We start from the raw sequence: 25,634 nt of genomic DNA on the forward strand, positions 1-25,634 counted from the left end.
CCAGCACAGGATACCGCATCATGAACGCACGCCAACCTTCCGCCAGCCTTTATAGTAGCCAAACACCCTATCCGGTTGATGTTTCATTCATCATCCCGGTGTACAACGAAGTGGAAAACGTAGACGCCCTGATTCGGGAAGTGGCACAGACTGGCTACAAGCTCAACCGCTCCTTTGAAATGGTGCTGGTTGATGATGGCTCCAAAGATGGCACCGTAGAAGCCTTGCGCCATCTGTCCGATGAGTTTCCGCAACTGCGTGTGGTTTGCCTTAAACGAAATTTTGGTCAGACCGCAGCCACCTCGGCTGGCTTTCGCTACGCTCAGGGTAAATATTTTGTGACCCTGGATGGGGATTTGCAGAATGACCCGGCCCAGGTGCCCGAAATTGTGGACATGCTGGAAAACGAAGGCCTGGATATTGTTTGTGGATGGCGTAAGCACCGGCAAGACAAAGCCCTGACCCGCAAACTGCCTTCTATGATTGCCAACCGCATTATTGGGGCTTCTACGGGCGTGAAAATTCACGACTACGGCTGCTCCCTGAAGGTTTACCGGGCGGAAGTGGCCAAAGAAGTACCGCTTTACGGGGAAATGCACCGCTTTATCCCCGCATTGGCCAGTATTGATGGCGCCATTATTAAGGAAGTACCGGTCAACCACCGCCCCAGAGTGGCTGGCACCAGCAAATACGGCCTATCCAGAACCTTTAAAGTGATACTGGACTTATTGACGGTACTGTTTTTAAAGCGCTTCTTAACCCGCCCACTACATATGTTTGGCCGGGCAGGATTTGCCTTCTTTTTTGCAGGGGCTTTAATTTTAAGCTATCTGGTGGTGGATAAACTACTACTGGGTCACGATATTGGCGATCGCCCCCTGCTATTGCTTGGCGTACTGATGTTTATCACCGGCATTCAGCTGATTAGTACAGGGATGGTGGCTGAAATTCAGGCTCGTACTTATTTTGAATCTCAGGATAAACCCATTTATAAAGTCCGTGAAGTCATTCAGCGTGAAGTCGCACAGCATGAGCCTACCCACCTTGGCCAACCAGCCATCCGCTGATCAAAAGCGGGCATTCTCCCCAAAACTGATTTTAAAAATCCTGATTAGCGTGGTACTGCTGGGCTTTTTGCTGCAATACACCGGCCTTGAAAAAACCCTGGCTCAGTTATCCAAGGCCAACCTTTGGTATATCCCGGTGGGGATAGTAGTTTACCTGATTGGGCAGTTCATCAGCGCTTACCGGTGGAAATTCCTGAGCGCGGCGCTGGATTTTAAGCTGGCCCTGCGGGAATTTTACGACTACTACCTGATTGGCATGTTTTTCAACCTGTTTTTACCGGGGGCCATTGGTGGCGATATGCTGCGCATGTTTTATTTGGCCAAAAGCGCCAATCGGCGAAAGCGGGAAGCCCTACTCACCTTGCTGGCCGAGCGTGGGGTGGGACTGGTGGCGCTTTTGCTCCTTACCAGCGTGGTTTGCCTCACCCCGGTGATGACCTCGGTCAATTTAACCATACCCATTCAACTGCCACTGCTGAACACCCTTTATTTTGATTTACGAGTGCTGCTGTTTGGCCTGTCTGGTATTTTACTGGCTGGCTATTTGGCGCTTTGGGCCTTGCCTTTGGACAAACTGTTCACTCAATTTCCCAAATTAGCGCTGTTGGGTCAGGCCAAAGTGTATTGGGCCAATGTGGGGTTATTGCTCAAATCCGTTTCCATTTCCATTTTTGTACACCTGATGATGATTCTCATGCACTTGCTGATTGCCCATGCCCTGCATGTTTCGGTGGATCCTGCCTACATGGCGGTTACTTATGGGGTTGTTTCCCTGGCAAGTGTTTTGCCCATTGCCTTTAACGGCTTTGGAGTAAGGGAAGGAACCTACCTGCTGCTGCTAACCAAGGCTGGGCTGGCCCCAGACACCGCTTTGGCCTTTGCCTTTTACTGGGTGATTATTTCCACCTGCACCTCGCTGATTGGTGGCCTGGTGCTGCTCAAAGGGCATTATAAAACCCCAACCTCACAAGAAAAAGCAGACCTGCTGGACTAAAACTCATTAAAGCGCATTGGATTAAAACGCACCGAGCCGATCAACTTATTTTTATCAGCGCTTTTTATAAACTCAACCATGGCATCCTTGCAGGATGAAATGATTTCAATACGCGCCACTTTTGTTAAGATAATCTTTACCTAATGGCTCTGAATATGGGACAATCCTAGTAATCAGAAAGGAATATCCTGTTCGTTTTTGTCCAACTTTTAGAGAACCCACCGCATTTCAACCCAGAATGATGAGGTTTACGCTTTGAAAAGCCGACTGTTTCCCGTTTCCCGGCCGCCTTTCCTGATTACACTATTGGCATTGTCCATCAGTGTTTCCACTGCCGTAAGCCAAGCCTGGGCGCAAGATGCGCTGGCTCCCGCCGATGATGTGACCTCCACAGAAGAGACATCCCCCACCCCTTTAAGCGAGTTCGCCCCCGATCAAGTCCGTGCGGCTCGCAACCAAAGATATGATCAAGGCCTGACCATCAACAAAATCAACATTGAAGGCAACAAGCTGGTTCAGACCGACCGTATCAAAGACTCCATGCTTATCCGGCCCGGTAGCCTCTACAGTAAAACCACCCTGAAAGACGATTTACGTCGCATTTACGACCTGGGCTACTTTACCGAAAAAATTAAAGCGGTCCCCGTATCCACCAGCGAAGGCATTGTGTTGCGTATTGTGGTGCAGGAAAATGCCCCGGTCACCGGTGTTCACATTGATGGCAACACCATTATTGAAGATACCGAACTACAAAGCATTTTTGCCAGCCAGACCGGCATGCCCCAAAACATTGGCCAGCTGAACGAAAGCATTGAGAAAGTTGAAAAACTGTACTCAGACAAAGGCTATGTGCTGGCTCGGGTTTCCAACATTGAGGATGATCCCGACGGGGTCATCAACCTGAAAATTAACGAAGGGGTGATTGATAAAGTTCAGTTTGTGGGCAACCGCAAAACCAAGGATTTTGTCATCAAGCGCCTCATGACCTCCAAGGTGGGAGATGTCTACAACGAGAAAGCTTTGGCCGATGACTTAAAGCGCATTTTCGGAACTCAGGCGTTTTCCGATGTCCGTCGTGTCATTACGGCCTCACCGGATAACCCGGATAAATACAACCTGACCGTGGAAGTGGATGAAAAACGAACCGGCTCCATTTCGGTGGGCGGCGGTGTGGATACCAACACCGGCCTATTTGGCTCAGTGGGCTATACCGATCCCAACTTTTTAGGCCGTGGGCAAAACGTGAACTCGGTCTTTGCGGTGGGTAGCGGTATTATTGGCCGTGATCGCAGTACTCAAGCCAGTGCCAGAACCTATCAATTTGATGTAGGCTGGAGCGATCCCAGCTTTATGAACACGCCAAACTCACTAAGCGCTAACCTTTACGGGCGTGATTATTCCAGCTTTAACGTACCCTTGGGTATTGAGCGCCGAATTGGCTCAGAATTAGCCTGGGGCGCACCATTGATGAACTACAAAAACACCTCGGTGGGCCTAAGCCTGCGAGGCGAAAATGTCAGCATTCGGGATTTTGCCAGTAACGCGGATTTAACCGAATTTGGTATTTCATCAGCAGATCGTAAAGAGCAGCTGAAAGGCGGTACCTTCGTTTCCTTATCGCCAACCATCGCCTTTGATACCCGAAACAACCGCTTCAACCCTACTCAAGGCTGGCTCAACACCTTCTCTTTAACCGGTGCTTACGGGTTAAGCAACAACTCCTACGGCTTGGCCAGCGCCAACCTGCGTAAATACATTAAAATCCGGGAAGGCATTACCCTGGCTTTAAACGCTCAGGGTGGAAACTCCTTGCTGGGCGATATTCCCGAATTCAATATGTTCCGTATGGGCGGCGCTTACTCGGTGCGGGGCTTCCAGGAAGGCGGCTTGGGTATTGGCAATGGCTACCTGCTTAGCACAGCCGAACTGCGAGCCAAAGTGCCCATGTTTGGCAAGTTAAAGAACGTACCAGTCCTCAACACCCTGAGCCTGGCCTCCTTTGTGGATGCGGGCAGCGTGTTGGGACAATCCAACTTTAACAGCGTCTTCAACCGCTCCGGCAACGGCATGTCTACCGGTTTGGGCATTCGGGTCAATATGCCAGGGGTTGGCCCCATTCGGATTGACTACGCCATTCCCATCTCCGGCGGCGGTAAATACAACCGGGCCTGGAACTTTGGGGTTGGCGAGAAATTCTAGTCTCTCAGGCAACCCTGAAAAATCAGATGGGAACAACACTGTGCCTTTGGCATCTTGTTCAATATCGCGATTTCTGAAATAATCGAAAGAATTGCAAGTACGTTTGTCCTAAGGAGTCCCCTATCTCATGAAGCGTATCCTCACCATTGTACTGTCTGTACTGGTATTGGGACTGGGTGGCCTGCGGGCAGCTCAAGCCGCTGATACTATTGGCACCATTGATTACGAAAAACTGGTTCGTTCCTACAACAAAGCCCAAATGTTCAACGATGACATGAAGGCAAAGGAAGCGGATCTGGAAAAAATGCAAGCCGAGTTCGTTAAACAAATTCGGGAAGCCAAAACAAAGCAGCCCAACAACCCGGTTGCCGTGGATCAGCTGCAAAAAAGCCTGGAAGACAAACTGGCCGCCAAAGTGAACGAGTACCGTGACACTCAGGCCAGTAAAGCCAAAAGTCTGGAAGACGCTATGACCAATACCATTCAGGATGTGGCTCGTGGCAAAAACCTGTCTGTTATTATCGCCAAGCAATCCGTGTTTGTGGGCGGCACCGACATTACCAATGATGTGCTGTCTCGCTTGAATGCCGCCGGTACAACGCCTGCCGCCAAGTAAATCATTTCATTAAATCCTTAAAAAGTCGGGCTTTCGGGTCCGGCTTTTTAGTGGATAGGGGTTTACAGACTTTAACCTCCCCGGATTTTAGGGTGGAATCTTGCTAAAATCAGGAAATGAGAGAGTCCAATACTGCCGAAACAACTCTAAAGCCACTGCCCCCAAAGCAAGGCAACTACAATACCCTGCATTCCATGTCCGCCGATCCGGCAGGGGCCACCCCCATGGTCAGTCAATTTTTGGCGGTAAAAGCCCAATATCCGGGCATTATTTTGTTTTACCGCATGGGCGATTTTTACGAAACCTTTTTTGAGGACGCCCTAATCACAGCCCGAGTGCTGGAAATCACCCTCACCGGCAGAGACGCCGGACAAGCGGGGCGTATTCCCATGGCGGGCATTCCGGTTAAGGCGGCGGAAACCTACTTAACCAAGCTGCTGGCCCAAAATTTAAAAGTGGCCGTTTGCGAGCAAATGGAAGACCCCAGTCAGGCCAAAGGGCTGGTAAAGCGCCAAGTGGTGCGGGTGCTTTCCAGCGGCACCATCACCGAACCCTCTTTGTTACGGCCCGAGGAAAACAACTTTTTGGCGGCTTTGCACATTCAATCGCCCCAACAGTGCGGTTTTGCCTATTGCGACATCACCACCGGAGAGTTTCGGGTAACGGAGCTGACTTTTTTAGAATTGCTATCAGAACTGGATCGCATTCGGCCCGTAGAAATTCTGGTGAAGGGCCGCAAGCGCAGGGCCGCCTCTATTCACGAGCTGGATGAATTTTTAGCGGATGTTCCCCCTGAAATTACCGCTAATTATAAGTGCACCCCCTTGCCGGAAGGCGCGTTTCAGGTATCAGACACCCGACAAGTGCTGTTAAACTTGTTCAAAGTGGCCTCTCTGGATGGATTTGGGCTGGAAGCGTTGCCCCTGGCCCTGCAAGCGGCAGGCACCATTGGCTATTACATCAGCCGGAATTTTCTGGACAACCTGCCGGTATTTAACGGCATTCGCAGCTACGCCCTGCAACAAACCGTAACCATGAACACCACCGCCCGACGCAACTTAGAGTTGCTGGCCACCGTTAAAAACGGGCAACACGAAGGCAGTTTGCTATGGGTGCTGAACCGAACCTGCACCAGCATGGGAACCCGCCTGTTGCGGCAATGGATTAGCCAACCCTTGACTCATCTTCCTGAAATCCTGTCCCGGCTGGACGGGGTGGAAGAGTTGGTAAATCACCCCGGTATCCGTGAATCGGTGCGGCATTTACTGCCCGATATTTATGACATTGAGCGCCTCAGCACCAAAGTGGCCAACCTGAACGCCCAGCCCCGGGATTTAATTGCCCTCAAGCAATCCATTGCCCGTTTGCCGGATTTATCCAACTTGCTCAAACCGCTGGAAACCTTTTACTTAAGCCGCATGCAGGCGTTTCCACCCGAATTGTTCAAGATGATGGCCCTGATTGATCAGGCCATTGATGATTCTCCGGCTTTAAGCCTGAAAGAAGGCGGCATTATCAAAACGGGGTTCCACGCCGAACTGGATCAAATGCGGGATTTGGTGCGGAATCACGAAAGCTGGCTTGCCCAATATGAGGCAGAGCAAAAAGAGCTTACCGGCATTAAAACCCTGAAAGTCTCTTTTAACAGTGCGTTTGGCTACTTTATTGAAGTAACCCGAGCCAATGCCAGTGCGGTGCCTGCCGATTACCACCGCAAGCAAACCCTGACCAACGCCGAGCGTTACACCACGGATATCCTGAAAAACCACGAGGGACAGGTATTAGACGCCCAGAGCCGACAGTATGAACTGGAATACAACCTGTTTATCGAGTTACGGCAAAAACTGCTGGCATTTGCCAACATTGTGGCCGATTGCGCCCAGCGGGTTTCGGTGCTGGATGTGCTGCAATCGCTGGCCACGGTGGCCGTTGAACAAAGTTATGTGCGCCCGCAAGTGGATGAATCCTACGAAATTAACTTGCAACAAAGCCGCCATCCGGTGGTGGAAAAAATGTTACCCTTGGGGCGGTTTGTGCCCAACAGCGTTACCCTGTCCGCCAACCCGGATGAGCATCAAATCCCGCAAATGATGATTATCACAGGTCCCAACATGGCCGGAAAATCGACTTACATGCGACAAGTGGCCCTGATTGTGCTGATGGCCCAAATGGGTTCTTTTGTTCCGGCCACTTATGCCCGCATTGGCTTGGTGGATGGCATTTATACCCGTGTCGGGGCAGTAGATGACCTCTCCAGCGGGCAATCCACTTTTATGGTGGAAATGAACGAAACCGCCCAGATTTTACATGGCGCCACCCGCCGGGGGCTGGTATTGCTGGATGAAGTGGGTCGTGGCACCAGCACTTACGATGGTGTTTCCATTGCGTGGGCCGTTTCGGAATATATGGCCACCAAAATGGGTTGCCGCACCCTGTTTGCCACCCATTACCACGAGTTAAACACCCTGGAGCAGACCCATTCCAACATTGCCAATTACCGGGTTTGTGTCACTGAGGCAGATGGGGACATTGAGTTTCTTCATACCGTAGAGCCTGGTGCCGCCCAGAAGAGCTACGGCATTCAAGTGGCTAAAATGGCTGGCATTCCGGGAGAAATCATTCATAAGGCAGAATCACTGCTGAGCCAGATGCAGAAAAAAGAACTGGCCATGGTTAATACCAGACAGATACGGGAAATCGAGGTGGAAACCCCACAGCTCAGCTTGTTTTAGGAACTGCGGTTTGCCGAAAATATCGCAATTAAGCTACACTGAGAGTATAAGAGGATGAGGCGCACTGGTTTTCAGCGTGGAACGCCCCCAGTTTTAAACATCCGATTGAAGCCGTTGAGTCAACGCAGAAAGTGACCCCCATGATCAGCACCGACAGCACTATCGCAGCCATCGCCACCGCCCGTGGGCAGGGCAGTGTGGCTGTCATCCGCATCAGCGGAAAAGACGCCTGGAGCATCGCTTACGAACTGTTTTCCCGCAAGAACATTCAATTCCAGCATGGCCGGTTTTATCACGGCTGGATTAGCGATCATGGCGATATTATTGATGAAGTGCTGTTACTGGCTTTTAAAGACCCCAACAGCTACACCGGCGAAGATGTGATTGAAATTCATTGCCACGGCGGCGATGTGATTTGCCATAAAATTCTGGGCCTTTGCGTTAAAAATGGCGCCCGCATCGCCATGCCCGGAGAGTTCACCATGCGGGCTTATCTCAACGGCAAAATGGATTTAACCCAGGCCGAATCGGTGATGGATTTGATTTCTTCACGCAGTGAACGGTTGATTGCACAGGCATCCGGCAACTTGAAAAACCGATCGCTGGGCAAGTATATCGATGACATGAGCCACGGCTTGCTGGACTTACAGGCTCAGATTGTAGCCAGTATTGATTTCCCCGAAGAAGTGGATGAGCCGGATCGCCAAATTTTGGCCAATAAACTGGATGAGTGTCTGGAAGGCATTTCGCGGCTAAAAGAAAGCGCCCAACGGAACCGCATGGTGCGAGAAGGCTTAAAAGTGGCCTTGCTGGGCATGCCCAACTCTGGAAAATCCTCGTTGTTTAACGCCTTACTGGCCAGCGATCGCTCCATTGTGACCGATCAGGCCGGAACCACCCGAGATGTGGTGACTGAGGTGCTGGACATTGATGGAATCGCCATCACCCTGATTGACACGGCAGGCATTCGGGAAACCCACCACAGTATTGAAATGATGGGCATTGAGCGCAGTTGGAAAGCCGCCACCGAAGCCCAGATTGTGATTTATCTGATTGATTGCTCGGTAGGCGTGTTGCGCTACGATATGCAGATTTTAAGCAAGCTGGAAGCCAGCAATACCATTGTGGTAGGCAATAAAAAAGATTTACTGCGGGCAGGCCAAAAAACGTTCCCCAACTGGATTTACCTTTCGGTGAAAAGCCGAGAGGGCATGGATGAAATTTATGCCGCCCTGCAAGAAAAAATCCGCTCTTTCTCGCATGAGGAAACCGGCTTGACCATTTCGCTCAACCAGCGCCAAATTCAGTGCTGCATACAAGTGGAAGAGTGCCTGAATCAAGCCAGACAGGCCATCCACTCCACCTTGCCGCTGGATGTGGTTACGCTTCCTATGACCGAGGCCCTGCGAAAGCTGGATGAATTGATGGGGCGAGACACCACCGAAGAGGTGTTAACCAGCGTATTCCAGCAGTTTTGCGTGGGAAAGTAGGCAGGCACACCCATGCAACACCCTTACCAAACCCTGACGCTGAGTGAAAAAGTAGCCCAATTGTTTATGCTGGGTTACGAAGGCTTATCTCCCAACCCCATCACCCACCGCTTTTTAGAGCGAGGCTTGGGGGGGCTGATTTTTTTTCGGGATAACTTTGACACCCTGCCCCAGCAAACCCCGCTAGCGGTGGCCCAGTTAATGGCGGACTTCACCGCTCGCATCCCCGCTCACCTGCCTGCCCCACTACTGGGCATTGATCAGGAAGGCGGACAAGTGGAACGGCTGCCTCATACCCTGTTTCCCACCGCATTAACCCCCCGAGCGGTGGCACTGGCAAACCAGCCAGACGATCTGGCTGAAACCATGTACCGGCAACTGGCTCAAAATCTGCTTTCGGTGGGGCTGAATCTGGATTTTTTCCCCACGCTGGATGTTAATTTTCAGCCCAATAACCCCATTATCGGGGTGCGTAGCTTTGGAGACGATGCCCAAACCGTTTGGCGTTTTTCAAAAATAGCCCTACAAGCCTTTCAACAAGCGGGACTCATTGCGGTGGGCAAGCACTTTCCGGGCCACGGCAATGGAACGGTGGACTCTCACCTCGATTTACCCACCCTGCACTTCACTGCTGAAGAATTATGGCCATTTCAACAGGCCGTTGAGGCTGGCCTGCCGGTCATGCTGGTGGCCCACGGCTATTACCCGGCCTTGCAAACCACGGCGGAAGAGCAAAAACTGCCCGCCTCCGCCTCCCCAGCCATTCTTCAGGGATTGCTGCGCCAGCAGTGTGGATTTCAGGGGGTTATTATTACAGATGACATGTGCATGGGCGCCATTACCAAGCATCGTAGTCCCGTAGAAGCCGCTTTGGCCTCCCTGAAAGCAGGGGTGGATATTTTGCTTTACAAGCAAAGCACCGAAGCGGAATGGGATGTGTACGAAGCGGTCATTCATGCGTTTGAAAGCGGCCAACTGCCCATGAGTCAACTGGAGGAATCACTCCAGCGAATTGCCGCTTTAAAGTCACGCTACCTCAAGCCTTTTTCGGCACAGACCATTACCTTGACCTCCCAACAATGCGCTCAACAAGCAGCCCTAACCGCTGAACGGGGCATCACCGAGCTGGCAGGAAAAGCCGACTTACTGCCCCTAGCGCCTCAGGCACCCTGCTTGCTGATTCATCCGGAGCGAGACAGCATGGGCAATTACGCCTTTGATGCGCCCACCTCCCCCGCTTTAAACCTGCTGTTTGAACAGGCGGGCTTCAGTATGCTGCAAAGCCTGAGCTATCCGCCCAAGCAGGCGTTTTCAGCTGCTGCCATTTCGGAAAAAATAGGCGTTGCGCCTGAAGTGATTGTGTTTGTGAGCTTTAACCCGCTAATTTACACCAGCCAGGCAGACTTATACGAAGTCCTGAGGCGGCAATACCCAACCACGCCCATCATTCTGGCGTCCGCTGGCACGGCTTACGATCGGCAAAGTCTGTCTGAACCCGATTTGCACCTTAGCCTGTGCAGCTATCGCCCGGCCACCATGCAGGCCCTGGCTACGCTAATGGCAACAGGGTTTTCAGCAGAGGCCCAAGTTGCCGCAAGCCAGCCTGTAAGGCAAGCTTAGGATTACTCATAGAAGCACGGGCAGAGCGGGCAGCTTCCGCCAGCGGAAACACATGCACCGGCGGCTGAAAACCCAGCCCCGCTTCCACTTGACCGCAGACCACCACCACCGGCTTTTGGCCTGCCCAGCTTAGCAAATTTCCCACCGCCTTGCCGCTTAAAGACGTCTGATCAAAGCGCCCTTCCCCGGTTAAAATCAAATCGGCCAAGGCCATTTTTTGAGGCAGGCCCAAAGCATCCGCCAACCACGCACTGCCTCCAATAATGCCCGAGCGGGGCAAGTGACGCAGCCCATACGCCAAACCGCCCGCCGCACCGGCTCCGGGCAGCGTGGTTAAATCAGCCCCGCAAGCGGCGGCCATTAAGCGGCTGACCTGTTGCAAGCCAAGCGCCAACTGTTCACACTGCTGGGCATCTGCGCCTTTTTGAGGGGCAAACACAGCGGCCGCTCCCTGCGAACCCAGCAAGGGATTGATCACATCGGTGGCAATCACCCAGCGTCCTGTATAAAACGGCTGTTCAGGAAAAATCACCCGCTGAATTTCCAGTAAATTCTGGCCCGCAATGGGATCTTGTAGCGTTTGGCCCAAGGCGTTTTCAAAGCGCACCCCCAGGGCTTGCAAGGCCCCTAGCCCGCCATCGGTAGAGGCACTACCGCCCACCGTGATAATCACTTCTTCCGGCTGATAGGTTTGCAAGGCGTGTTGAATCAATTCCCCCACCCCGTAAGAGGTAGCCGCCATGGGCGACAGACGACCCGCCAGCAACTTCAAGCCGTGCGCCTGAGCGGACTCGATGACCACCGCTTTTTGATGGGGCACCCATAAATAGTCAGCGCTCACCCGCACCCCGGCCACCGGGCCAGTTACAGTGGCAGTAATTCGCTCAGCGGCAGGCCATACCGATTGCAGCACCGACAAGGTGTCATCGCCCCCATCGGCAATGGGGCAATGCAGAATCGTCACCGTGTCCCCCAACTGGTCTCTCAAAAAGTCCGCCATTACGGTGGCCACTTCCAAGGCCGATAATGAACCTTTAAAGCAGGCCGGGGCAACCAGAATGGTGGGTTTAAACATCTCGACTTTCTTTCCTCACAAAGCACCTGCAACGTCCACTTATTCGCCATTATGCCATACGTTACCCCCAGCGAACCGAGGCTGAACCCTTAAAAATTGCTAAAATAAAAGAAGCAAACCTATCAAAAAAGTGCGTTCCCCTCCAATACAGTCCCAAAGCGCTGGAACCCAAAGAGCTGGAAAGTAATGTGATTTGAAATTATCTCCCGCAACAATAACCCTTTGGGGCTGGATAATGCTGCTGGCCGGTTTTGCCGGCCTGGCCTGCTATGTCATGAAACCGGAGGTGGCTGGCTTTTTATACGATGACGGCATGTACCTGATGGCCGCCAAAGCGCTGGCGGCAGGGGAAGGGTATCGACTTTCCGGGGTAGTGGGCGCGCCTTTATTTTATAAATATCCACCCCTTTATCCACTGATATTGGCGCTGGGCTGGCTTTTCAATCCACATTTTCCACAAAATATGGTGTGGTTCAAGTGCCTCAATATTCTGTTTTCCACGCTCACACTAGGGCTTTGGGGCTATTATTTTCAAAAAATCCGGCGGTTTTCCACTGGGATAAGCTTGCTACTGGTGGCCATTGTGGCCACCAACTGGCGCTTTTTGGAAGTCAGTACCGAATTGATGTCTGAGCCGCTTTGGATGCTGCTGACCGTGATCACGCTGATTTTATGCCATCGATTCCACGCAAAAAACCAGCCCCTCAGCCTTTTTCAAACCGGAATACTCATTGGGCTAAGCGTGGCGGCTTTTTACACCCGCACCATGGCCCTGCCCCTAATGGCGGGGGTTGGCCTTTGGCTTTGGATAAACCGACAACGCAAGCAGGCCCTGTTTTACGCAGTAGGCAGCTTCACGCTCAGCTTGCCATGGCTACAGTGGTCCGGCGCTCGAAAAGACACCACCTACGGGGTAGGGGACTTTCTGGTGCGCAGTTTTCAAGAAACCTACTTTCAATCCTTCCGCATGGATTTAAACCACGAATATACGCTGATAGAACTGCTCAGCAAGGGTGCCAGCGAACTATTGGGCAACCTGTCCGTTCAGTTTTTCCCCTTGCTGGAACGTTTTTTTCTCAGTAAACCCACCCTGTTTTCAGAAAGCATTATTTTGGCATTAAGCATGCTACTCACACTGGGACTAGGCCACTACGCTTACCAGCAGTTGCAAAAAAGGCAATACTCACCCGAAGGGCTTTATGTGGCCTTTTACCTGGTCATCCTGCCCTTCTGGAGCTTCCACAGCGTTTATCCCCGCTTTATCATGCCGCTAATGCCTTTGCTAATAAGCTTTTTAGTATCCATGGCGCCAGACAGCCCCCGCTTTAAAACAGCAGTTGCTTTTGCCTTGCCCACGCTGCTGGTAGGCATGCTAGGGCTTAACGCTCTACATTTAGCCCCTTACTTGCAGAAAGCCACCCCCAACGAACTCACGGTTCAACCTCAACTCAACTTGTGGGCAGAATATCAACAGGCATTCCAGTTTATTAAAACCCATACCCCCGCCCACAGCCGAATTTATATTAAAAATATGGATGAAAATTATTTTTACGCCTTACACACCCATCGCCCTGTTTTTGATTTTTTTATTTTCCTGCCTCAAAAGCGCTTACTAAAGGCCTGCCCAAACCCCAATCGCATTTGTCTAGAGCAACTACAACAGCAAAACACGCAGGCCACAGGCCAGGTTTTAAATTATCAGGGCGCCCACTATATTGTGGACAGCCCTGTTCGGGTGCTTAAAAACCAATATAACAACTGGTTCCCGGTACCCAGTACCAAGCAATTAAACCCCTTGTTTTCAAGCCCAGCCCCAAAACGTCTGGAACGGGTCTTTCAAACCCAGGCCGGATTGATTTCCATCTATCAATACGTCCCTGCCCCAAATTTTTCCCAACCCCTCCTTTTACATGAAAAAGATCAGTAATTTTACTGATAAAGTATTCCGCCCAAAGTTCGACAATATAATTACAAGATATAATAAAAAATAAACAACTGTTTATTCAAAGCAGGAATCAATCGCTACCCGACCTCAATGAGTGGCGAAGAAGGAGAACCCTATGAAAACCCAAAAAGGCTTTACCTTGATTGAATTGGCGGTTGTAATCGCCATTATCGCAATTTTGGCCGCTGTAGCACTACCCCGCTTTGGTGATACCACAGCTCAAGCGGAAGCCTCGCTGATTAAAGACTTAAAAGCCCAGCTAGCCAGCGCTGGCGCTATTTACACCGCAGAAAAAGCCTCCACCCCAAATGGTTTTACAGATTATGTAGACCCTTTAAAAACAGCCAATAGGGCCACAGGGAAAACCATTGCCATCGGCAGCTTTGGTAGAGGAGGTTGTACTGTTGCGGCAGCCACCATTACTTGCCCTACAACAGCTTTTACCAAATGGAGCGGCGTTAGTTACACCTTTACCGATGGCGTTGTGACCGTAAGGGCAAACCCTGCCAACGGCAATAAACTGCCCGCCTTTAACAACTAATTTACAGATTACAACGGGGAAGGCTAACTGTGTTTGGCCTTCCCCCGTTTTTTAATGTAAACGAGCTAAACTTGTCTTTACGCCCTGTCATTTTAGCCCCATTGCTGGTAATGGTGCTTTTAACCTTTCTGATTGGTGGTACCGCTTACCAGCAAACCTTGCGCTGGAAAAATGAAGTGGTTCGGGTATCCGACAATGTGAGCCAAGTGGTCATTCTCAGTAACATTCGCTGGGGCTTGAAAAAAGTACAGCAAGAACTGGCAGAAAACCCGGAACAGGCCCAAGCCGACTGGAATGAAATTTATCGACAAACCCGGTTAATAGCGGCCATTCAAAATAAAAAGAGCGACGAGCAAGGGAAACAAGCCCTTTCGCCGCTGTTACAAAGCATTTTAAACAACAAACAACCCAACTTGCTGCTGGTAAAAGGGTTGAGCCAAAGCGATTTCTTTTCCTTCAGCCTGGACGAGCTGAATGACCTTAGCAACCTGCAAAATCAGGCCCAACATGTTACTCAGTGGGTCACCATCAGCATGATTGTGCTGGGCTTGGTACTAACGGGCATTACCGCTTACGATCTGGATCGGCTCATTCAACAACTGGCCCGCTCTCGGGATTTAAATATTCAGTTGCAAGAAGAAGAAAGACGACGCATCGCCCAAGACTTGCACGATGGCGTGGTGCAGGAACTGATTGATTTGAAGCGCAACTACGCCCCCCAAAAAATAGAGGCGGTCATCGATAATTTGCGACGGGTTTGCCACAACCTGAAACCCCAGGTGCTGGAAGACTTGGGACTGGTGGCCTCGCTGGAATTTCTGGCCGATGATTTGCGGCAGTTCGGCATTGAGAAGGTTTCTCTCAATGCCGATTTAGTGGGCCTTTCCAGCCTACCCAAGCCTTATGAATTGCCGCTTTTTAGAGTGCTGCAGGAGCTTTGCTCCAATATCAAGCATCACGCCCAAGCCAGTCAGGTCAACATCACCATCGCCTACACCCCAGAAGAAAGCCCCATGCTCAGCGCCTCTATTTATGACAACGGCAAAGGTTTTGACCCGCTGAAGGCTTATCCCAAAAGCATGGGTTTAACCGGGGTCAAAGAGCGGATTCAACAGATAGAAGGCCGCCTTCACATTGAGAGTAAGCCGGGACAAGGCAGTCGCTTTCACTTCACCATTCCTGTGAGGCCCCATGACCTCCCCAAAAGCTGACCCGCAACCAAGGCCCATTACAGTCATCCTGGTGGATGACCACAGCGTGGTGCGCCAAGGCACCCGTGAAATGCTGAACCGCAGCCCTGATTTCTCAGTGCTGGGAGAAGCCTCCTCGGGGGAAGCGTTAATGGGGTTGCTAAAACTCAGGCAGCCAGACTTGCTGCTGCTGGACATCAATCTGCCCCATCAAAACGGCCTGCAATTACTGGAAACGATCAAACCCGCCTTCCCGGGCCTGAAAATTGTTTTATTTTCAGCCCACATTGATTTGCAGTACATTCGAAAAGCCCAAATCCTGAAGGTGGAAGGGTTTTTGAGTAAAACCATTGATGAACGCTGCCTACAAAACAGCCTGAAACAAGCATTCGCCGGGATAGACCTACCCGTGTTATCAGCGGATATCGCTGAACGATTAAAAACCGCCAACCATCACAAGCAAGAAAACCCATTTACGGCCCGAGAACAGGAAATTCTGTCTCAACTGGCCCAAGGACTTAGCAATCAGGCCATTGCCAAAAATCTTTGCCTTTCGGTTAAAACCGTGGATACCCATGTTGCCAACCTGATGAAAAAAACCGGCCTTAACAAACGTACCCAACTGCTGGCCCACGCCTTTGAGCAAGGGCTGGTGTAAGCCTACCGGGTGCAGGGCTGAAAAGCTTGTGCTTACGATCCTTTCAATGGATGGGATTAATCGCATGGCCTATTCCGTAATCGCGCAACAATCAGTTACAATGAAGGGGTAGGAAACTGTAAAGTGGTGGACGTGGCCCCTCGATATCAATTTTTATGCGGATTGCTGATTCTGGCCGGACTTAGCTTTGTGATGGAAAACCCAGCGCAAAGTACCGAGCTGGATGGCTTTGCCATTAACACCCAGGATAAATCGGTTACTGTAACCCTGTTTACCGACCAACGGGCCAGCTACACCACCGAGCATCAAGGCAAGCAGTTTACCATCGTTTTGCCCGACACCCAGCTTTCTCAGGATCAAATTACCAACGGCTTGCCCGTGGTGATTGACAACAAAAACCGCTTTATTGGGCGGGCGGTTCCCAGCGACGATGGCAAAGTCAAAATCATCCTGCCAAACCTCCCCGCCAGTGACTACCATATTTCCATTCAGCAAAAACGACCCGGCGCAGCAGCGGTTAAAACCGCTCCCCCTGCTGAAAAACTAAAACCACGTCCAGCGGTGCAGGCTCAACCGGAAAGCCAGTTTGAACAAGTGGCGGCCAATTTCCCCAAGCCCGCCCCTAAAAAAGACATTTCCGTTAAAACCAGCCGCCTGAAGTTAAGCCCGGCACCCACCCGAAACCGGCAAGCCGGGGAATGGAATCCGTATGTTTACCGCCCCAGCGACTTCCAGAAAACAGCCCGCTTAAAACCGTCTGTTAAAGCCGCAAGCCAGAAACGCTTGCCCAACGATGAGCCGGTGAACACCATTTCGGTGGCAGATTCTCTGCGCCTACCGGCGGAAAAACAAACCAGCCTGAATGAGACGGGTCCCACACAGACCGATCCGCTCTGGTACCTGCATGCCTTGCCCACCAATAGCGCAACGCCCACAGATACCTTGCAAGGTCCGGCAGTCAGTGGCTTGCCGCTGGCCGTTACTGCTCCTGCTCAACCCAGTCCACCAGCCCCTAGCGAAATTAAGGAGCTGACCTCTGAAATTCGGGAAGGTTTTCAAGCCCTGCCACAATGGCTGATTATTACCGTGGCCGTTTTTCTGGGGGGCATGGGCCTATTCTGCCTCATTGGCGGACTAGTGTTGCTCAAAGTCCTGCTCAGTCAATCCCAATCCTCTTTGGGAAAAGACGCCAACACCAACGGCATGCCCTACCTCACTGGCATGGTGCCATTGTACGCCCCTCCCGAACCTGTGGTAAGCGCGACCCCGGCCCCCTCCAAAAAACAAGCTGCCACCAGCAGCCGCCCCAGCTACGGGCAGGCGTCATTGCGGTTTGAGGACAAAGTGTCCGTTCAGGCGCTAGACTACCTGAAAGGCAGCTCGCCCAGTGTGTCGCAGGCCATCTACAATACCAGTCTGGTTAAATTTCCGGCCAGCCGGAAACAGCGCAGTCTGGGTGTAACCCGGCAAAAAGCGGGTCAGCTTTAACTTTCGACCTTAAAGCGTCTTAAAGTCGCTTAGGGCAATCATCCGTGCCACAGAGTGCCATGTGTTTGAGCGCCCATGCTTGGCCTGAGGGTCGTATATTTGTTATTTTGCTTATGCTATATTGATTTGGAAAATGCTTTTGGCAATATTCAGCCGTATCAGCGTTATGAGAAGGAAAATGCTTATGGTAAGCAAAGTCGCCATCAATGGCTTCGGTCGTATCGGTCGTTTGACCTTACGGGCCGCTCTGGAAAGTTCCCGTGTGGATTTAAACGTGGTCGCTATCAACGATTTGACGACCCCCAAACAACTGGCCCACCTGTTTAAATATGATTCCACCATGGGCATTTACAAAGGCGAAGTGGACTTCACTGACAATTCGCTGACTATCGATGGTCGCACCATCCGCATTTATGCCGAAAAAGATCCGTCCAACCTGCCCTGGAAAGAACTGGGCGTGGACGTGGTGATTGAATGCACCGGATTCTTTACCGATGGCGAAAAGGCCAAAAAACACATTGAAGCAGGCGCTAAAAAAGTCATCATCAGCGCACCTGCCAAAAATGAAGACATTACCGTGGCCATTGGCATTAACGCCCATGAATACGATCCTGCCAAACACCACATTATTTCCAACGCCAGCTGCACCACCAACTGCTTAGCCCCCATTGGCAAAGTGCTGCACGAAAACTTTGGGGTGGTATCTGGCATTATGACCACCATCCACAGCTACACCGGCGATCAGCGTTTGCTGGATGCCCCTCACGAAGACTTGCGTCGCGCTCGTTCCGCAGCGGTGAGCATGATCCCCACCTCCACTGGCGCCGCCAAAGCCATTGGTTCGGTTTTGCCCGCCCTGAAAGGCAAGCTGAACGGCTATGCAGTTCGGGTCCCAACCCCGGATGTCAGCTTGACCGACTTGACCGTAATCACCGAAAAACCGGTCACCGTGGAAGCGATCAACGCGGCTTTCAAAAAAGCTGCCGAGAACGAACTGAAAGACGTGCTGCAATTCGCGGACGCACCGCTGGTCAGTACCGATTACATCGGCAACCCAAGCAGTTGTGTGTTTGATTCTGAATTCACCCAAGTAGTTGGTACCAACATGGCCAAAGTAATTGGCTGGTACGACAACGAATGGGGTTACAGCAACCGTTTGGCCGAATTGACTCAGATGGTCGCCGAGCGAGTGCCGGTCACCGCTTAAGCGTCAACCATTGCAAGAGGGGAGCGTTCATCAGCTCCCCTCACGCTATTTAATAGAAATTATACAAAGGGAAACCAGCAGCCTGTTGGGCCCGAAAGAATTACAGGAGAGAGAGACCATGGCTAACGCGCGTCGTCCCGTCATTGCCGGGAACTGGAAAATGTTTAAAACCACCCACGAAGCCACCACTTTTGTGGAAAGCTTGTGGCAAAAAGTGCAGTCGCTCAATAGCGCTGAGTTGCCCGACATTGTCATTTGCCCTCCCTTTACCGCTCTGGCCAGCGTACAAACCTGCATTGCCAAGCTAGGCGCCCCGTTTCTGGTGGCCGCTCAAACCATGGAAAGCCGGGACAATGGGGCCTATACCGGTGAAATCTCTCCGTTAATGCTGGCTGATTTGGGCATTCAATGGGTGGTTTTAGGCCATAGCGAGCGCCGTCAATATTTTAACGAAACCGATGAAACCGTAGCCCAAAAAACCGTAGCCGCCCTCAAACATGGCATCACCCCCATTGTTTGCGTGGGTGAGCAGCTGATGGAGCGTGAAAACGGTTTGACGGATGCCGTGATTGAACAACAGGTACGGGCCGTTTTAACCCAAATTAGCGCTGCCGATTTACCCAGCATTGTGATTGCATACGAACCCGTGTGGGCCATTGGCACCGGCAAAGTTTGCGAAGCCCCTGAAGCCAACCGGGTTTGCGCCTTAATTCGTCATTTTGTAAGCGAGTACGGCGATGCCAAGCAAACCCGTGTACTTTACGGCGGCAGCGTAAAAGCCGACAACACCCAAGCCCTGATGGGTCAATCCGACATTGATGGCGGACTGGTCGGCGGGGCCAGCCTGGAAGCTGAAAGCTTTGTGGGCATTATCAAGCAGGCTTGCCTGGTGAAGGCGTAAGGGAATCAACATGCAAACACAGCAAGCAACGCAAACGATTCAGGTTTCCATTCACCGCTTGGCCCATGCCCCTAAGCACTTGCCAGCTTATGCCACTTCCGGTTCTGCCGGGATGGATGTGCAGGCCGCTATTGGGGTTCCGGTCACTCTACAACCTCTGGAGCGGGCTTTAATCCCCACCGGATTGGTGATGATGCTGCCGGAAGGCTACGAATGTCAGGTCAGAGCCAGAAGCGGTCTGGCCATTAAGCATGGCATTTGTCTGGCCAATGGCGTTGGCACCATCGACAGCGATTACCGGCACGAAGTAAAAGTGGCGCTCATCAATTTGTCTCAGGAAACATTCACCATTCAGCCCGGCGATCGGGTGGCACAACTGGTGGTGGCTCCCGTTACCCAGGTACAGTGGGAAGAAGCCGATGATGTGATTATGGTGGACGGCCGCCAAGGGGGCTTTGGCTCCACTGGCATTGCCGCCCCCGAGCTCGGCTAGGCTCCGCTTTTTTCCATGAAGTGCGTCATTCAGCGTGTTTCCCAGGCCAGCGTAATGGTCGATCAAACCACGGTCGGTCAGATTGGCCCCGGCTTAATGGTGCTGTTTGGCGTGGAAAAAAATGATGAGGAAACCCAACTGGATTATCATGTGGGCAAACTGCTGCGCTTGCGCATTTTTCCCGATGAAAACGGCAAGATGAACCGCTCGGTGCAGGATATTGCGGGGCAAATTCTGGTGGTTTCCCAATTTACCCTGGCTGCCGATTGCCGTAAAGGAAACCGCCCCGGCTTTGACAACGCCAAAGCGCCCTTGGAGGCCGAACGCCTGTATCACCTTTTGGTAGAAAAGCTCCGCCAAACATCGGGACTGAAAATAGAAACCGGCGTATTTGGGGCCGATATGAAAGTCTCACTGGTGAATGACGGCCCGGTGACGCTGATTCTGGAAAATTAAACGCCCAACTCAATTAAGGATGAGTCAATCCGGGTTGAGTGCCCTGACGAATACCATCCAGAATGGCTTTGCCCCCTTGAGCCAATAAACTTTCCGCCAGCGTTTCCCCGGCCTGCAAAGATTCACCGGTTTGAAACGTGGTGTAGGCGTAGATGGCTTGCGCCCCATCCAGAGATAAAACCACGCCTTTCATCTCATAACCAGTTTCCGTAGGCCGACAATAAGCGCCCAGAGGCAATTGGCAGCCACCTGATAACGTAGACAACACCGAGCGCTCAGCCAAGCGAACCACTTCTACCGATGGCACCTGCAAAGGCTCTAACAAACGATGAGACGTTTCATCACCGCTGCGAAACTCAATGGCCAAAATACCTTGGGCAACGGCAGGAATGCTCTCCTGCCAAGCGTCAAACGTTTGAGTAATTCGCGCGTGCCAGCCCAGTCGCTTTACACCGGCAGCGGCCAGCACAATGGCCTGATAGGGACCTTCTTCCAGCTTGCGATAACGGGTTTGCAAGTTCCCCCGAATCACTTCATAGCGCAAATCAGCCCGCAGCCTTCTTAACTGGGCCTCTCGCCGCAAAGAAGAGGTGCCAATGATCGCACCGGCCGGTAAGTCCATAAACCCAATGGAGTCTTTGCTAATTAGCACATCCCGGGCATCTTCCCGCTGGCCAAAAGAAACCAGCGATAAGCCATCCGGCAAATCACCCGGCATATCCTTCATGCTGTGAACCGCTAAATCGATGCGGTTTTCCAGCAGGGCCACTTCCAGCTCCTTCACAAACAGGCCCTTGTCCCCGGCCTTGGAAAGTGCCGTATCCAGAATCAAATCGCCCTGGGTCTTGAAAGTCTGGATTTCAATCTGGCATTTAGGCCACTGCTTGCGCAGGGCATCAGCCACCAGATGCGTTTGGGCCAACGCCAAGGGGCTTTCCCGGCTACCTAAGCGGAGTATCTTGTCGGACACCATCTCAAAAAAACCTCTAGGCGGACACGCTGCTATCCATTAAATGGGGTTTCACCACCGGACAAGCCGTGGAAGCGGACTCCGCCGTAATATCAATATCAAATAAGTGATTCAGCACGGAAGCCTGCTGATAAATATCGGCCAAATTGCGAGAACTTTTGAGCCGCACCGTGGGATCGTGCAAAATTTTCTGAATGAGGTTTTTAGAAACCACATCAATCAGCTCATACTGTTTGCCCAAGGCCGAATTGGCTGCCAGCTCCGCCTGACGAATGCTTTCCACCTTTTCCCGCAGCCGGGTTAAAGTGGGTACCACCGAAAGGGACATACGCCATTGCTGAAAGGTCATACATTCTTCTTCCAGCATGGATTGAGCCTGCTGCTTGATCTGGCGCTGAGCATCCCCGGAAAAACCGTTCACCCCGGCCAAGTCATCGGTATTAAACAATTGCACGTTGGGCAATTCCGCCACCCGAGGATCTACATTGCGAGGCACCGCAATATCCACCACCAGTTTCAGATCTCGACCCTCAAAATCCGCTTTGCCCAAAACCACATGCGGGGCGCCAGTGGCCACAAACAGTACCTCAGCGTGATTGAGCACGGTATCCAACTGATCCCAGGTATGGCCCTGATACCCGTAGCGGGCGCACAACTCATCCAGTCTGGCCTGACTTCGGTTTACAACAACCACATTGGCCTGTTGCTCCGGGGTCATCCCTTGTTTGAACAGGGACATCATAATTTCAGCCATCTTGCCGCCGCCAATCAAGGCGATGCGACGGTTCATCAAGTTGGCATCGTGCTGTCTTGCAAAGTGAAAGGCCGCCAAGGAAACGCTGACATCCTTATCCGAAAGCCCCGTTTCGGTGCGAACCCGCTTACCCACGGTAAGGGCGGACTTAAACAGCTTATCCAGCAACACGCCCGCGGTTTTTTCCCGCTGAGCCAAAGCCAGTGTTTCTTTAACCTGACCTAAAATCTGGCCTTCCCCGATAATGAGACTATCCAACCCGGAAGCCACCCGAAACAAGTGGGCCACGGCATCTTCGTGCAACAAATTAAAGGTGTACTGCCGATAGGGGGTAATATCCAGCCCCTTAAACAAGGTGTAGAACTGCTTGATGGACTGAAGCCCTATTTCCGTATCGCTGACGGCGGCATAAATTTCAGTGCGGTTACAGGTGGTAAGAATGGCGCATTCTTCAATACCAGCGCAGGCTTGCAACACATTTAAGGCCGAATGCACTTCTCCTTCGAGCAAAGCGAACTTTTCTCGAACCTCAATCGGGGCTGTCCGGTGTCTTACACCGCTAACCAGAATGTGCATCACGTCTTCTTAAACACCTCTATGTGGCAAATATGTGGTATCAGTTGACTGTCGGGACGAAAGAAACGGTTGAAAGCAGATAGGCAAACGACGGTACCACTTAAAATATTACAACACTAATAGACTGGTACCCTTGTATTGTATCGCTCTCTGCAGAACAAAGTATATGAGTAAAATTAAAAACACTCAATTGTTCCGAAAGGTTCAATTGAGTGCTTTTAAAAACATATAAATCGACTGTCTTGAAGCGCCGGTTGTAATGAACGTTTAAACCGCTGCCACTACTGGCGCTTCAGCCTTTTTTCCAACAGTGGCTTCCCGCAAGGCGCCCACTTTATCCAAACGCTCCCAGGGTAAATCCAAATCGGGACGACCCAGATGCCCGTAAGCGGCCACATTGTGGTAAAAACGGCCATTGTGCTTGGCTGGCAAGCCTTGCAAGTCAAAGTTCTGGATAATGGCAGCCGGGCGCAGATCGAAATGCTTCTCCACCAGCTCAGCCAGCTCGCTATCGCTCAACGTGCCAGTTCCCCAAGTGTTTACGTTAATGGACATGGGGCGAGCCACGCCAATGGCGTAACCGATCTGAATTTCGCACTTATCAGCCAAGCCAGCGGCCACAATGTTTTTAGCCACATGACGAGCGGCGTACGCTGCGGAGCGGTCCACTTTTGTGGGATCTTTACCGGAAAAAGCGCCGCCGCCGTGACGGGCATAGCCACCGTAGGTATCTACAATGATTTTACGACCGGTTAAGCCCGCATCACCTTGCGGTCCACCAATCACAAAGCGACCGCTTGGATTGATGAAGTACTTGGTATCCGCATCCGGTTTCACCGAGAAGTTTTTAAACACTTCATCGATTACATATTTTTTAAGATCCACATCAATGCGATGCTGAATCTTCTCATTGTCTGTTTCAGCGTCAATCACCGGGTCGTGCTGGGTGCTGATCACCACCGTATCAATGCGATGCGGCAGATCGTTCACATATTCCACTGTCACCTGAGATTTCCCGTCGGGACGCAGGTAAGGCAACGTGCCGTTTTTGCGAACCTCGGTTAACTGGCGGGCCAAGGCATGGGCCACCTGAATAGGCAAAGGCATCAGTTCCTTGGTTTCGTTGCAGGCAAAGCCAAACATAATGCCTTGATCGCCCGCGCCAATCTGATTGATTTCATCATCAGAGAGCTTCCCACGGACTTCTTTGGCCTGATCCACGCCACCGGCGATATCAACAGACTGCTCATCAATGCTCAGCAAGACGGCGCAAGTGCGGCCATCAAACCCACCGGAAGATTCGCCCACATAACCAATATCCTGAACCGTTTTGCGAACCACGGATGTAATGTCCACATAACAATTGGCGGTAATTTCACCGCTAACCAGCACCAGGCCGGTGGTTACAGAGGTTTCGGCAGCGACACGCGCCTTGGGGTCCTGGGTCAAGAAAGCGTCCAGAATGGAATCGGAGATCTGGTCGCAAATCTTGTCGGGATGCCCTTCGGTTACGGACTCCGAAGTAAACAGATAGCGGGAAGTGGACATGCCTGCGTAACTCCTTGATTAACCGGGGCCAGTGATACGAATCCGGGCCTCGGCAATTTGTCTTTCAATAGTTTGGAAACACCTAGCCTAGCTTTTTAAGCATTGTCTATTGGGCTTTATTGTAGGCCACGCAAAAAGCGGATGCAAATCCAGATTTTTGGCAGCGCTTGCTTAATCCACCACAGCGGCCACAGGGGCTGAAATAGCACTGACAAAACGGCGGGTAATTTCGTGAGGACGGGTGACTGCTGAGCCAATGACCACCGAAAACGCTTTCAACGCAAAAGCACGGGCCACATCCATCGGCTCCCAAAGCCGACCTTCCATCACTACAGGCGTTTTGAGATGCTGGGTTAAGCACGCCAACAACTCAAAATCAGGCCCCTGTTTTTGCCGATGAAGCGTTTCGGTGGTGTAGCCGGACAAGGTGGTGCTAATCAGGTCAAACCCCAGCTTTTCCGCATGAAGTCCCTCTTCCAGCGTGGCAATATCAGCCATGAGCAATAAATGGGGATACGCTTTGCGGGCTTTATCCACGATTTCCGCCAGCGTTTCCTCACTGGGGCGAGGCCGCAGGGTGGCATCCAAGGCGACAATGTCGCAACATTGAGCAATTTCGGCGATATCAGAAAAAGCAGGGGTGATATAAACCAGCTCATGGGCGTTTTCCGGAATTTTTTCAGGCTTGGTAATGCCCATAACCGGAATTTTCGAATGCTTGGCTTTAAAAAACTCCATATTACGAGCCTGCGCCATACGCACCCCGCAGGCGCCACCCGCCAAAGCGGATTCCGCCATGGCGCAAAGCATTTCGGGGCTATCCAAAGGCTCCCCTTGAGAGGCCTGAACCGATACCACCAGACCGCCCCGGAGTTTTTCTAAAATCACACTCATCGCCAGCCTCCATCCCAACAACACAATCATTAGACATACCCGCTTGATTTTAACACCCGAGCGCCATTCGCTACAAAACCCGGCAGCGGATCATAACGCTTCACAACACTGGATGAAACCCGCTGGGTGTGGTAATCTATTGCCATCAATGGCTTTAAAAGCAATCTCACTTGTTGGGTCAATCGTTTCAAGCCTCTAGCGCACGGGATTGGCAGGAGAA

The 25,634-nt window shown here is 51.7% G+C and carries 21 protein-coding genes; 16 read left to right on the forward strand and 5 right to left on the reverse strand.

Annotation, left to right across the window (positions count from 1 at the left end):
* Positions 1-20: 20 nt before the first annotated feature.
* The 7 genes from ACEW81_RS08070 (at position 21) to ACEW81_RS08100 (ending at position 10,718) form a co-directional block, all read left to right on the forward strand.
* Complete coding sequence (locus ACEW81_RS08070; protein ID WP_373532459.1) at positions 21-1,067, forward strand: glycosyltransferase family 2 protein; 1,047 nt, start codon at positions 21-23, stop codon at positions 1,065-1,067.
* Positions 1,030-2,061: a lysylphosphatidylglycerol synthase transmembrane domain-containing protein gene (locus tag ACEW81_RS08075; protein ID WP_373532460.1), complete on the forward strand. Its 1,032-nt coding sequence runs from the start codon at positions 1,030-1,032 to the stop codon at positions 2,059-2,061. Before ACEW81_RS08070 ends, ACEW81_RS08075 begins: the two co-directional genes overlap by 38 nt.
* 255 nt (positions 2,062-2,316) lie before the next feature.
* The gene (locus tag ACEW81_RS08080) at positions 2,317-4,260 is read left to right on the forward strand and encodes a BamA/OMP85 family outer membrane protein (RefSeq protein WP_373532461.1); all 1,944 of its coding nucleotides are present in this window, start codon (positions 2,317-2,319) and stop codon (positions 4,258-4,260) included.
* A 127-nt stretch (positions 4,261-4,387) separates the two neighbouring features.
* A complete protein-coding gene (locus ACEW81_RS08085) occupies positions 4,388-4,876 on the forward strand; it encodes an OmpH/Skp family outer membrane protein (protein WP_373532462.1) in 489 nt (162 codons plus the stop codon).
* A 116-nt stretch (positions 4,877-4,992) separates the two neighbouring features.
* The gene (gene mutS, locus ACEW81_RS08090; protein WP_373532463.1) at positions 4,993-7,608 is read left to right on the forward strand and encodes a DNA mismatch repair protein MutS; all 2,616 of its coding nucleotides are present in this window, start codon (positions 4,993-4,995) and stop codon (positions 7,606-7,608) included.
* 140 nt (positions 7,609-7,748) lie between these two features.
* On the forward strand, positions 7,749-9,098 hold the full coding sequence (gene mnmE, locus ACEW81_RS08095; RefSeq protein WP_373532464.1) for a tRNA uridine-5-carboxymethylaminomethyl(34) synthesis GTPase MnmE: 1,350 nt from the start codon (positions 7,749-7,751) through the stop codon (positions 9,096-9,098).
* A 12-nt stretch (positions 9,099-9,110) separates the two neighbouring features.
* Positions 9,111-10,718, forward strand: a complete 1,608-nt coding sequence (locus tag ACEW81_RS08100) for a glycoside hydrolase family 3 N-terminal domain-containing protein (RefSeq protein WP_373532465.1) — start codon at positions 9,111-9,113, stop codon at positions 10,716-10,718.
* Here the strand turns inward: ACEW81_RS08100 and ACEW81_RS08105 are convergent.
* A complete protein-coding gene (locus ACEW81_RS08105; RefSeq protein ID WP_373532466.1) occupies positions 10,648-11,793 on the reverse strand; it encodes a glycerate kinase in 1,146 nt (381 codons plus the stop codon). The two genes, ACEW81_RS08100 and ACEW81_RS08105, sit on opposite strands and share 71 nt — an antisense overlap.
* 193 nt (positions 11,794-11,986) lie before the next feature.
* Here ACEW81_RS08105 and ACEW81_RS08110 point away from each other — a divergent pair, with 193 nt between their 5' ends.
* The 9 genes from ACEW81_RS08110 (at position 11,987) to dtd (ending at position 20,672) form a co-directional block, all read left to right on the forward strand.
* Positions 11,987-13,720, forward strand: a complete 1,734-nt coding sequence (locus ACEW81_RS08110; protein ID WP_373532467.1) for an ArnT family glycosyltransferase — start codon at positions 11,987-11,989, stop codon at positions 13,718-13,720.
* A 133-nt stretch (positions 13,721-13,853) separates the two neighbouring features.
* Positions 13,854-14,279 carry a prepilin-type N-terminal cleavage/methylation domain-containing protein gene (locus tag ACEW81_RS08115; protein ID WP_373532468.1) on the forward strand — a complete coding sequence of 142 codons (426 nt, stop codon included), beginning with the start codon at positions 13,854-13,856 and terminating at the stop codon, positions 14,277-14,279.
* 71 nt (positions 14,280-14,350) lie between these two features.
* Complete coding sequence (locus ACEW81_RS08120; protein ID WP_373532469.1) at positions 14,351-15,490, forward strand: sensor histidine kinase; 1,140 nt, start codon at positions 14,351-14,353, stop codon at positions 15,488-15,490.
* Positions 15,471-16,127 carry a response regulator gene (locus ACEW81_RS08125; protein ID WP_373532470.1) on the forward strand — a complete coding sequence of 219 codons (657 nt, stop codon included), beginning with the start codon at positions 15,471-15,473 and terminating at the stop codon, positions 16,125-16,127. Before ACEW81_RS08120 ends, ACEW81_RS08125 begins: the two co-directional genes overlap by 20 nt.
* A gap of 123 nt (positions 16,128-16,250) precedes the next feature.
* Positions 16,251-17,615: a hypothetical protein gene (locus tag ACEW81_RS08130; RefSeq protein WP_373532471.1), complete on the forward strand. Its 1,365-nt coding sequence runs from the start codon at positions 16,251-16,253 to the stop codon at positions 17,613-17,615.
* A 184-nt stretch (positions 17,616-17,799) separates the two neighbouring features.
* Positions 17,800-18,822: a type I glyceraldehyde-3-phosphate dehydrogenase gene (gene gap / locus ACEW81_RS08135; protein WP_373532472.1), complete on the forward strand. Its 1,023-nt coding sequence runs from the start codon at positions 17,800-17,802 to the stop codon at positions 18,820-18,822.
* 118 nt (positions 18,823-18,940) lie between these two features.
* Positions 18,941-19,723: a triose-phosphate isomerase gene (tpiA, locus tag ACEW81_RS08140; RefSeq protein ID WP_373532473.1), complete on the forward strand. Its 783-nt coding sequence runs from the start codon at positions 18,941-18,943 to the stop codon at positions 19,721-19,723.
* A 10-nt stretch (positions 19,724-19,733) separates the two neighbouring features.
* Entirely contained in the window at positions 19,734-20,216 is a 483-nt protein-coding gene (gene dut / locus ACEW81_RS08145; RefSeq protein ID WP_373532474.1) for a dUTP diphosphatase, read from the forward strand.
* A 15-nt stretch (positions 20,217-20,231) separates the two neighbouring features.
* Positions 20,232-20,672 (forward strand): D-aminoacyl-tRNA deacylase, encoded by a 441-nt coding sequence (gene dtd / locus ACEW81_RS08150; protein WP_373532475.1) that lies wholly within the window; start codon positions 20,232-20,234, stop codon positions 20,670-20,672.
* 13 nt (positions 20,673-20,685) lie between these two features.
* Here dtd and hemC read toward each other — a convergent pair whose 3' ends face one another.
* The 4 genes from hemC to ACEW81_RS08170 all read right to left on the reverse strand — a co-directional run bounded on the left by hemC (position 20,686) and on the right by ACEW81_RS08170 (position 25,414).
* Complete coding sequence (gene hemC / locus ACEW81_RS08155; protein WP_373532476.1) at positions 20,686-21,645, reverse strand: hydroxymethylbilane synthase; 960 nt, start codon at positions 21,643-21,645, stop codon at positions 20,686-20,688.
* A gap of 13 nt (positions 21,646-21,658) precedes the next feature.
* Positions 21,659-22,972, reverse strand: a complete 1,314-nt coding sequence (gene hemA, locus ACEW81_RS08160) for a glutamyl-tRNA reductase (protein WP_373532477.1) — start codon at positions 22,970-22,972, stop codon at positions 21,659-21,661.
* Between the two features lie 267 nt (positions 22,973-23,239).
* Entirely contained in the window at positions 23,240-24,520 is a 1,281-nt protein-coding gene (gene metK, locus ACEW81_RS08165; protein WP_373532478.1) for a methionine adenosyltransferase, read from the reverse strand.
* 171 nt (positions 24,521-24,691) lie between these two features.
* Entirely contained in the window at positions 24,692-25,414 is a 723-nt protein-coding gene (locus ACEW81_RS08170; RefSeq protein WP_373532479.1) for an N-acetylmannosamine-6-phosphate 2-epimerase, read from the reverse strand.
* Positions 25,415-25,634: the final 220 nt, after the last annotated feature.

The sequence above is a fragment of the Vampirovibrio sp. genome, from assembly GCF_041737375.1.
Lineage (GTDB): Bacteria > Cyanobacteriota > Vampirovibrionia > Vampirovibrionales > Vampirovibrionaceae > Vampirovibrio.

What these genes read in the sequence shown, in the direction of transcription:
- ACEW81_RS08070 (WP_373532459.1), top strand. Translation starts at nt 21, where the DNA reads ATGAACGCACGCCAACCTTCCGCCAGCCTTTATAGTAGCCAAACACCC.
- ACEW81_RS08075 (WP_373532460.1), top strand. Translation starts at nt 1,030, where the DNA reads ATGAGCCTACCCACCTTGGCCAACCAGCCATCCGCTGATCAAAAGCGG.
- ACEW81_RS08085 (WP_373532462.1), top strand. Translation starts at nt 4,388, where the DNA reads ATGAAGCGTATCCTCACCATTGTACTGTCTGTACTGGTATTGGGACTG.
- mutS (WP_373532463.1), top strand. Translation starts at nt 4,993, where the DNA reads ATGAGAGAGTCCAATACTGCCGAAACAACTCTAAAGCCACTGCCCCCA.
- mnmE (WP_373532464.1), top strand. Translation starts at nt 7,749, where the DNA reads ATGATCAGCACCGACAGCACTATCGCAGCCATCGCCACCGCCCGTGGG.
- ACEW81_RS08100 (WP_373532465.1), top strand. Translation starts at nt 9,111, where the DNA reads ATGCAACACCCTTACCAAACCCTGACGCTGAGTGAAAAAGTAGCCCAA.
- ACEW81_RS08105 (WP_373532466.1), bottom strand. Translation starts at nt 11,793, where the DNA reads ATGTTTAAACCCACCATTCTGGTTGCCCCGGCCTGCTTTAAAGGTTCA.
- ACEW81_RS08115 (WP_373532468.1), top strand. Translation starts at nt 13,854, where the DNA reads ATGAAAACCCAAAAAGGCTTTACCTTGATTGAATTGGCGGTTGTAATC.
- ACEW81_RS08125 (WP_373532470.1), top strand. Translation starts at nt 15,471, where the DNA reads ATGACCTCCCCAAAAGCTGACCCGCAACCAAGGCCCATTACAGTCATC.
- gap (WP_373532472.1), top strand. Translation starts at nt 17,800, where the DNA reads ATGGTAAGCAAAGTCGCCATCAATGGCTTCGGTCGTATCGGTCGTTTG.
- tpiA (WP_373532473.1), top strand. Translation starts at nt 18,941, where the DNA reads ATGGCTAACGCGCGTCGTCCCGTCATTGCCGGGAACTGGAAAATGTTT.
- dut (WP_373532474.1), top strand. Translation starts at nt 19,734, where the DNA reads ATGCAAACACAGCAAGCAACGCAAACGATTCAGGTTTCCATTCACCGC.
- dtd (WP_373532475.1), top strand. Translation starts at nt 20,232, where the DNA reads ATGAAGTGCGTCATTCAGCGTGTTTCCCAGGCCAGCGTAATGGTCGAT.
- hemC (WP_373532476.1), bottom strand. Translation starts at nt 21,645, where the DNA reads ATGGTGTCCGACAAGATACTCCGCTTAGGTAGCCGGGAAAGCCCCTTG.
- hemA (WP_373532477.1), bottom strand. Translation starts at nt 22,972, where the DNA reads ATGCACATTCTGGTTAGCGGTGTAAGACACCGGACAGCCCCGATTGAG.
- metK (WP_373532478.1), bottom strand. Translation starts at nt 24,520, where the DNA reads ATGTCCACTTCCCGCTATCTGTTTACTTCGGAGTCCGTAACCGAAGGG.
- ACEW81_RS08170 (WP_373532479.1), bottom strand. Translation starts at nt 25,414, where the DNA reads ATGAGTGTGATTTTAGAAAAACTCCGGGGCGGTCTGGTGGTATCGGTT.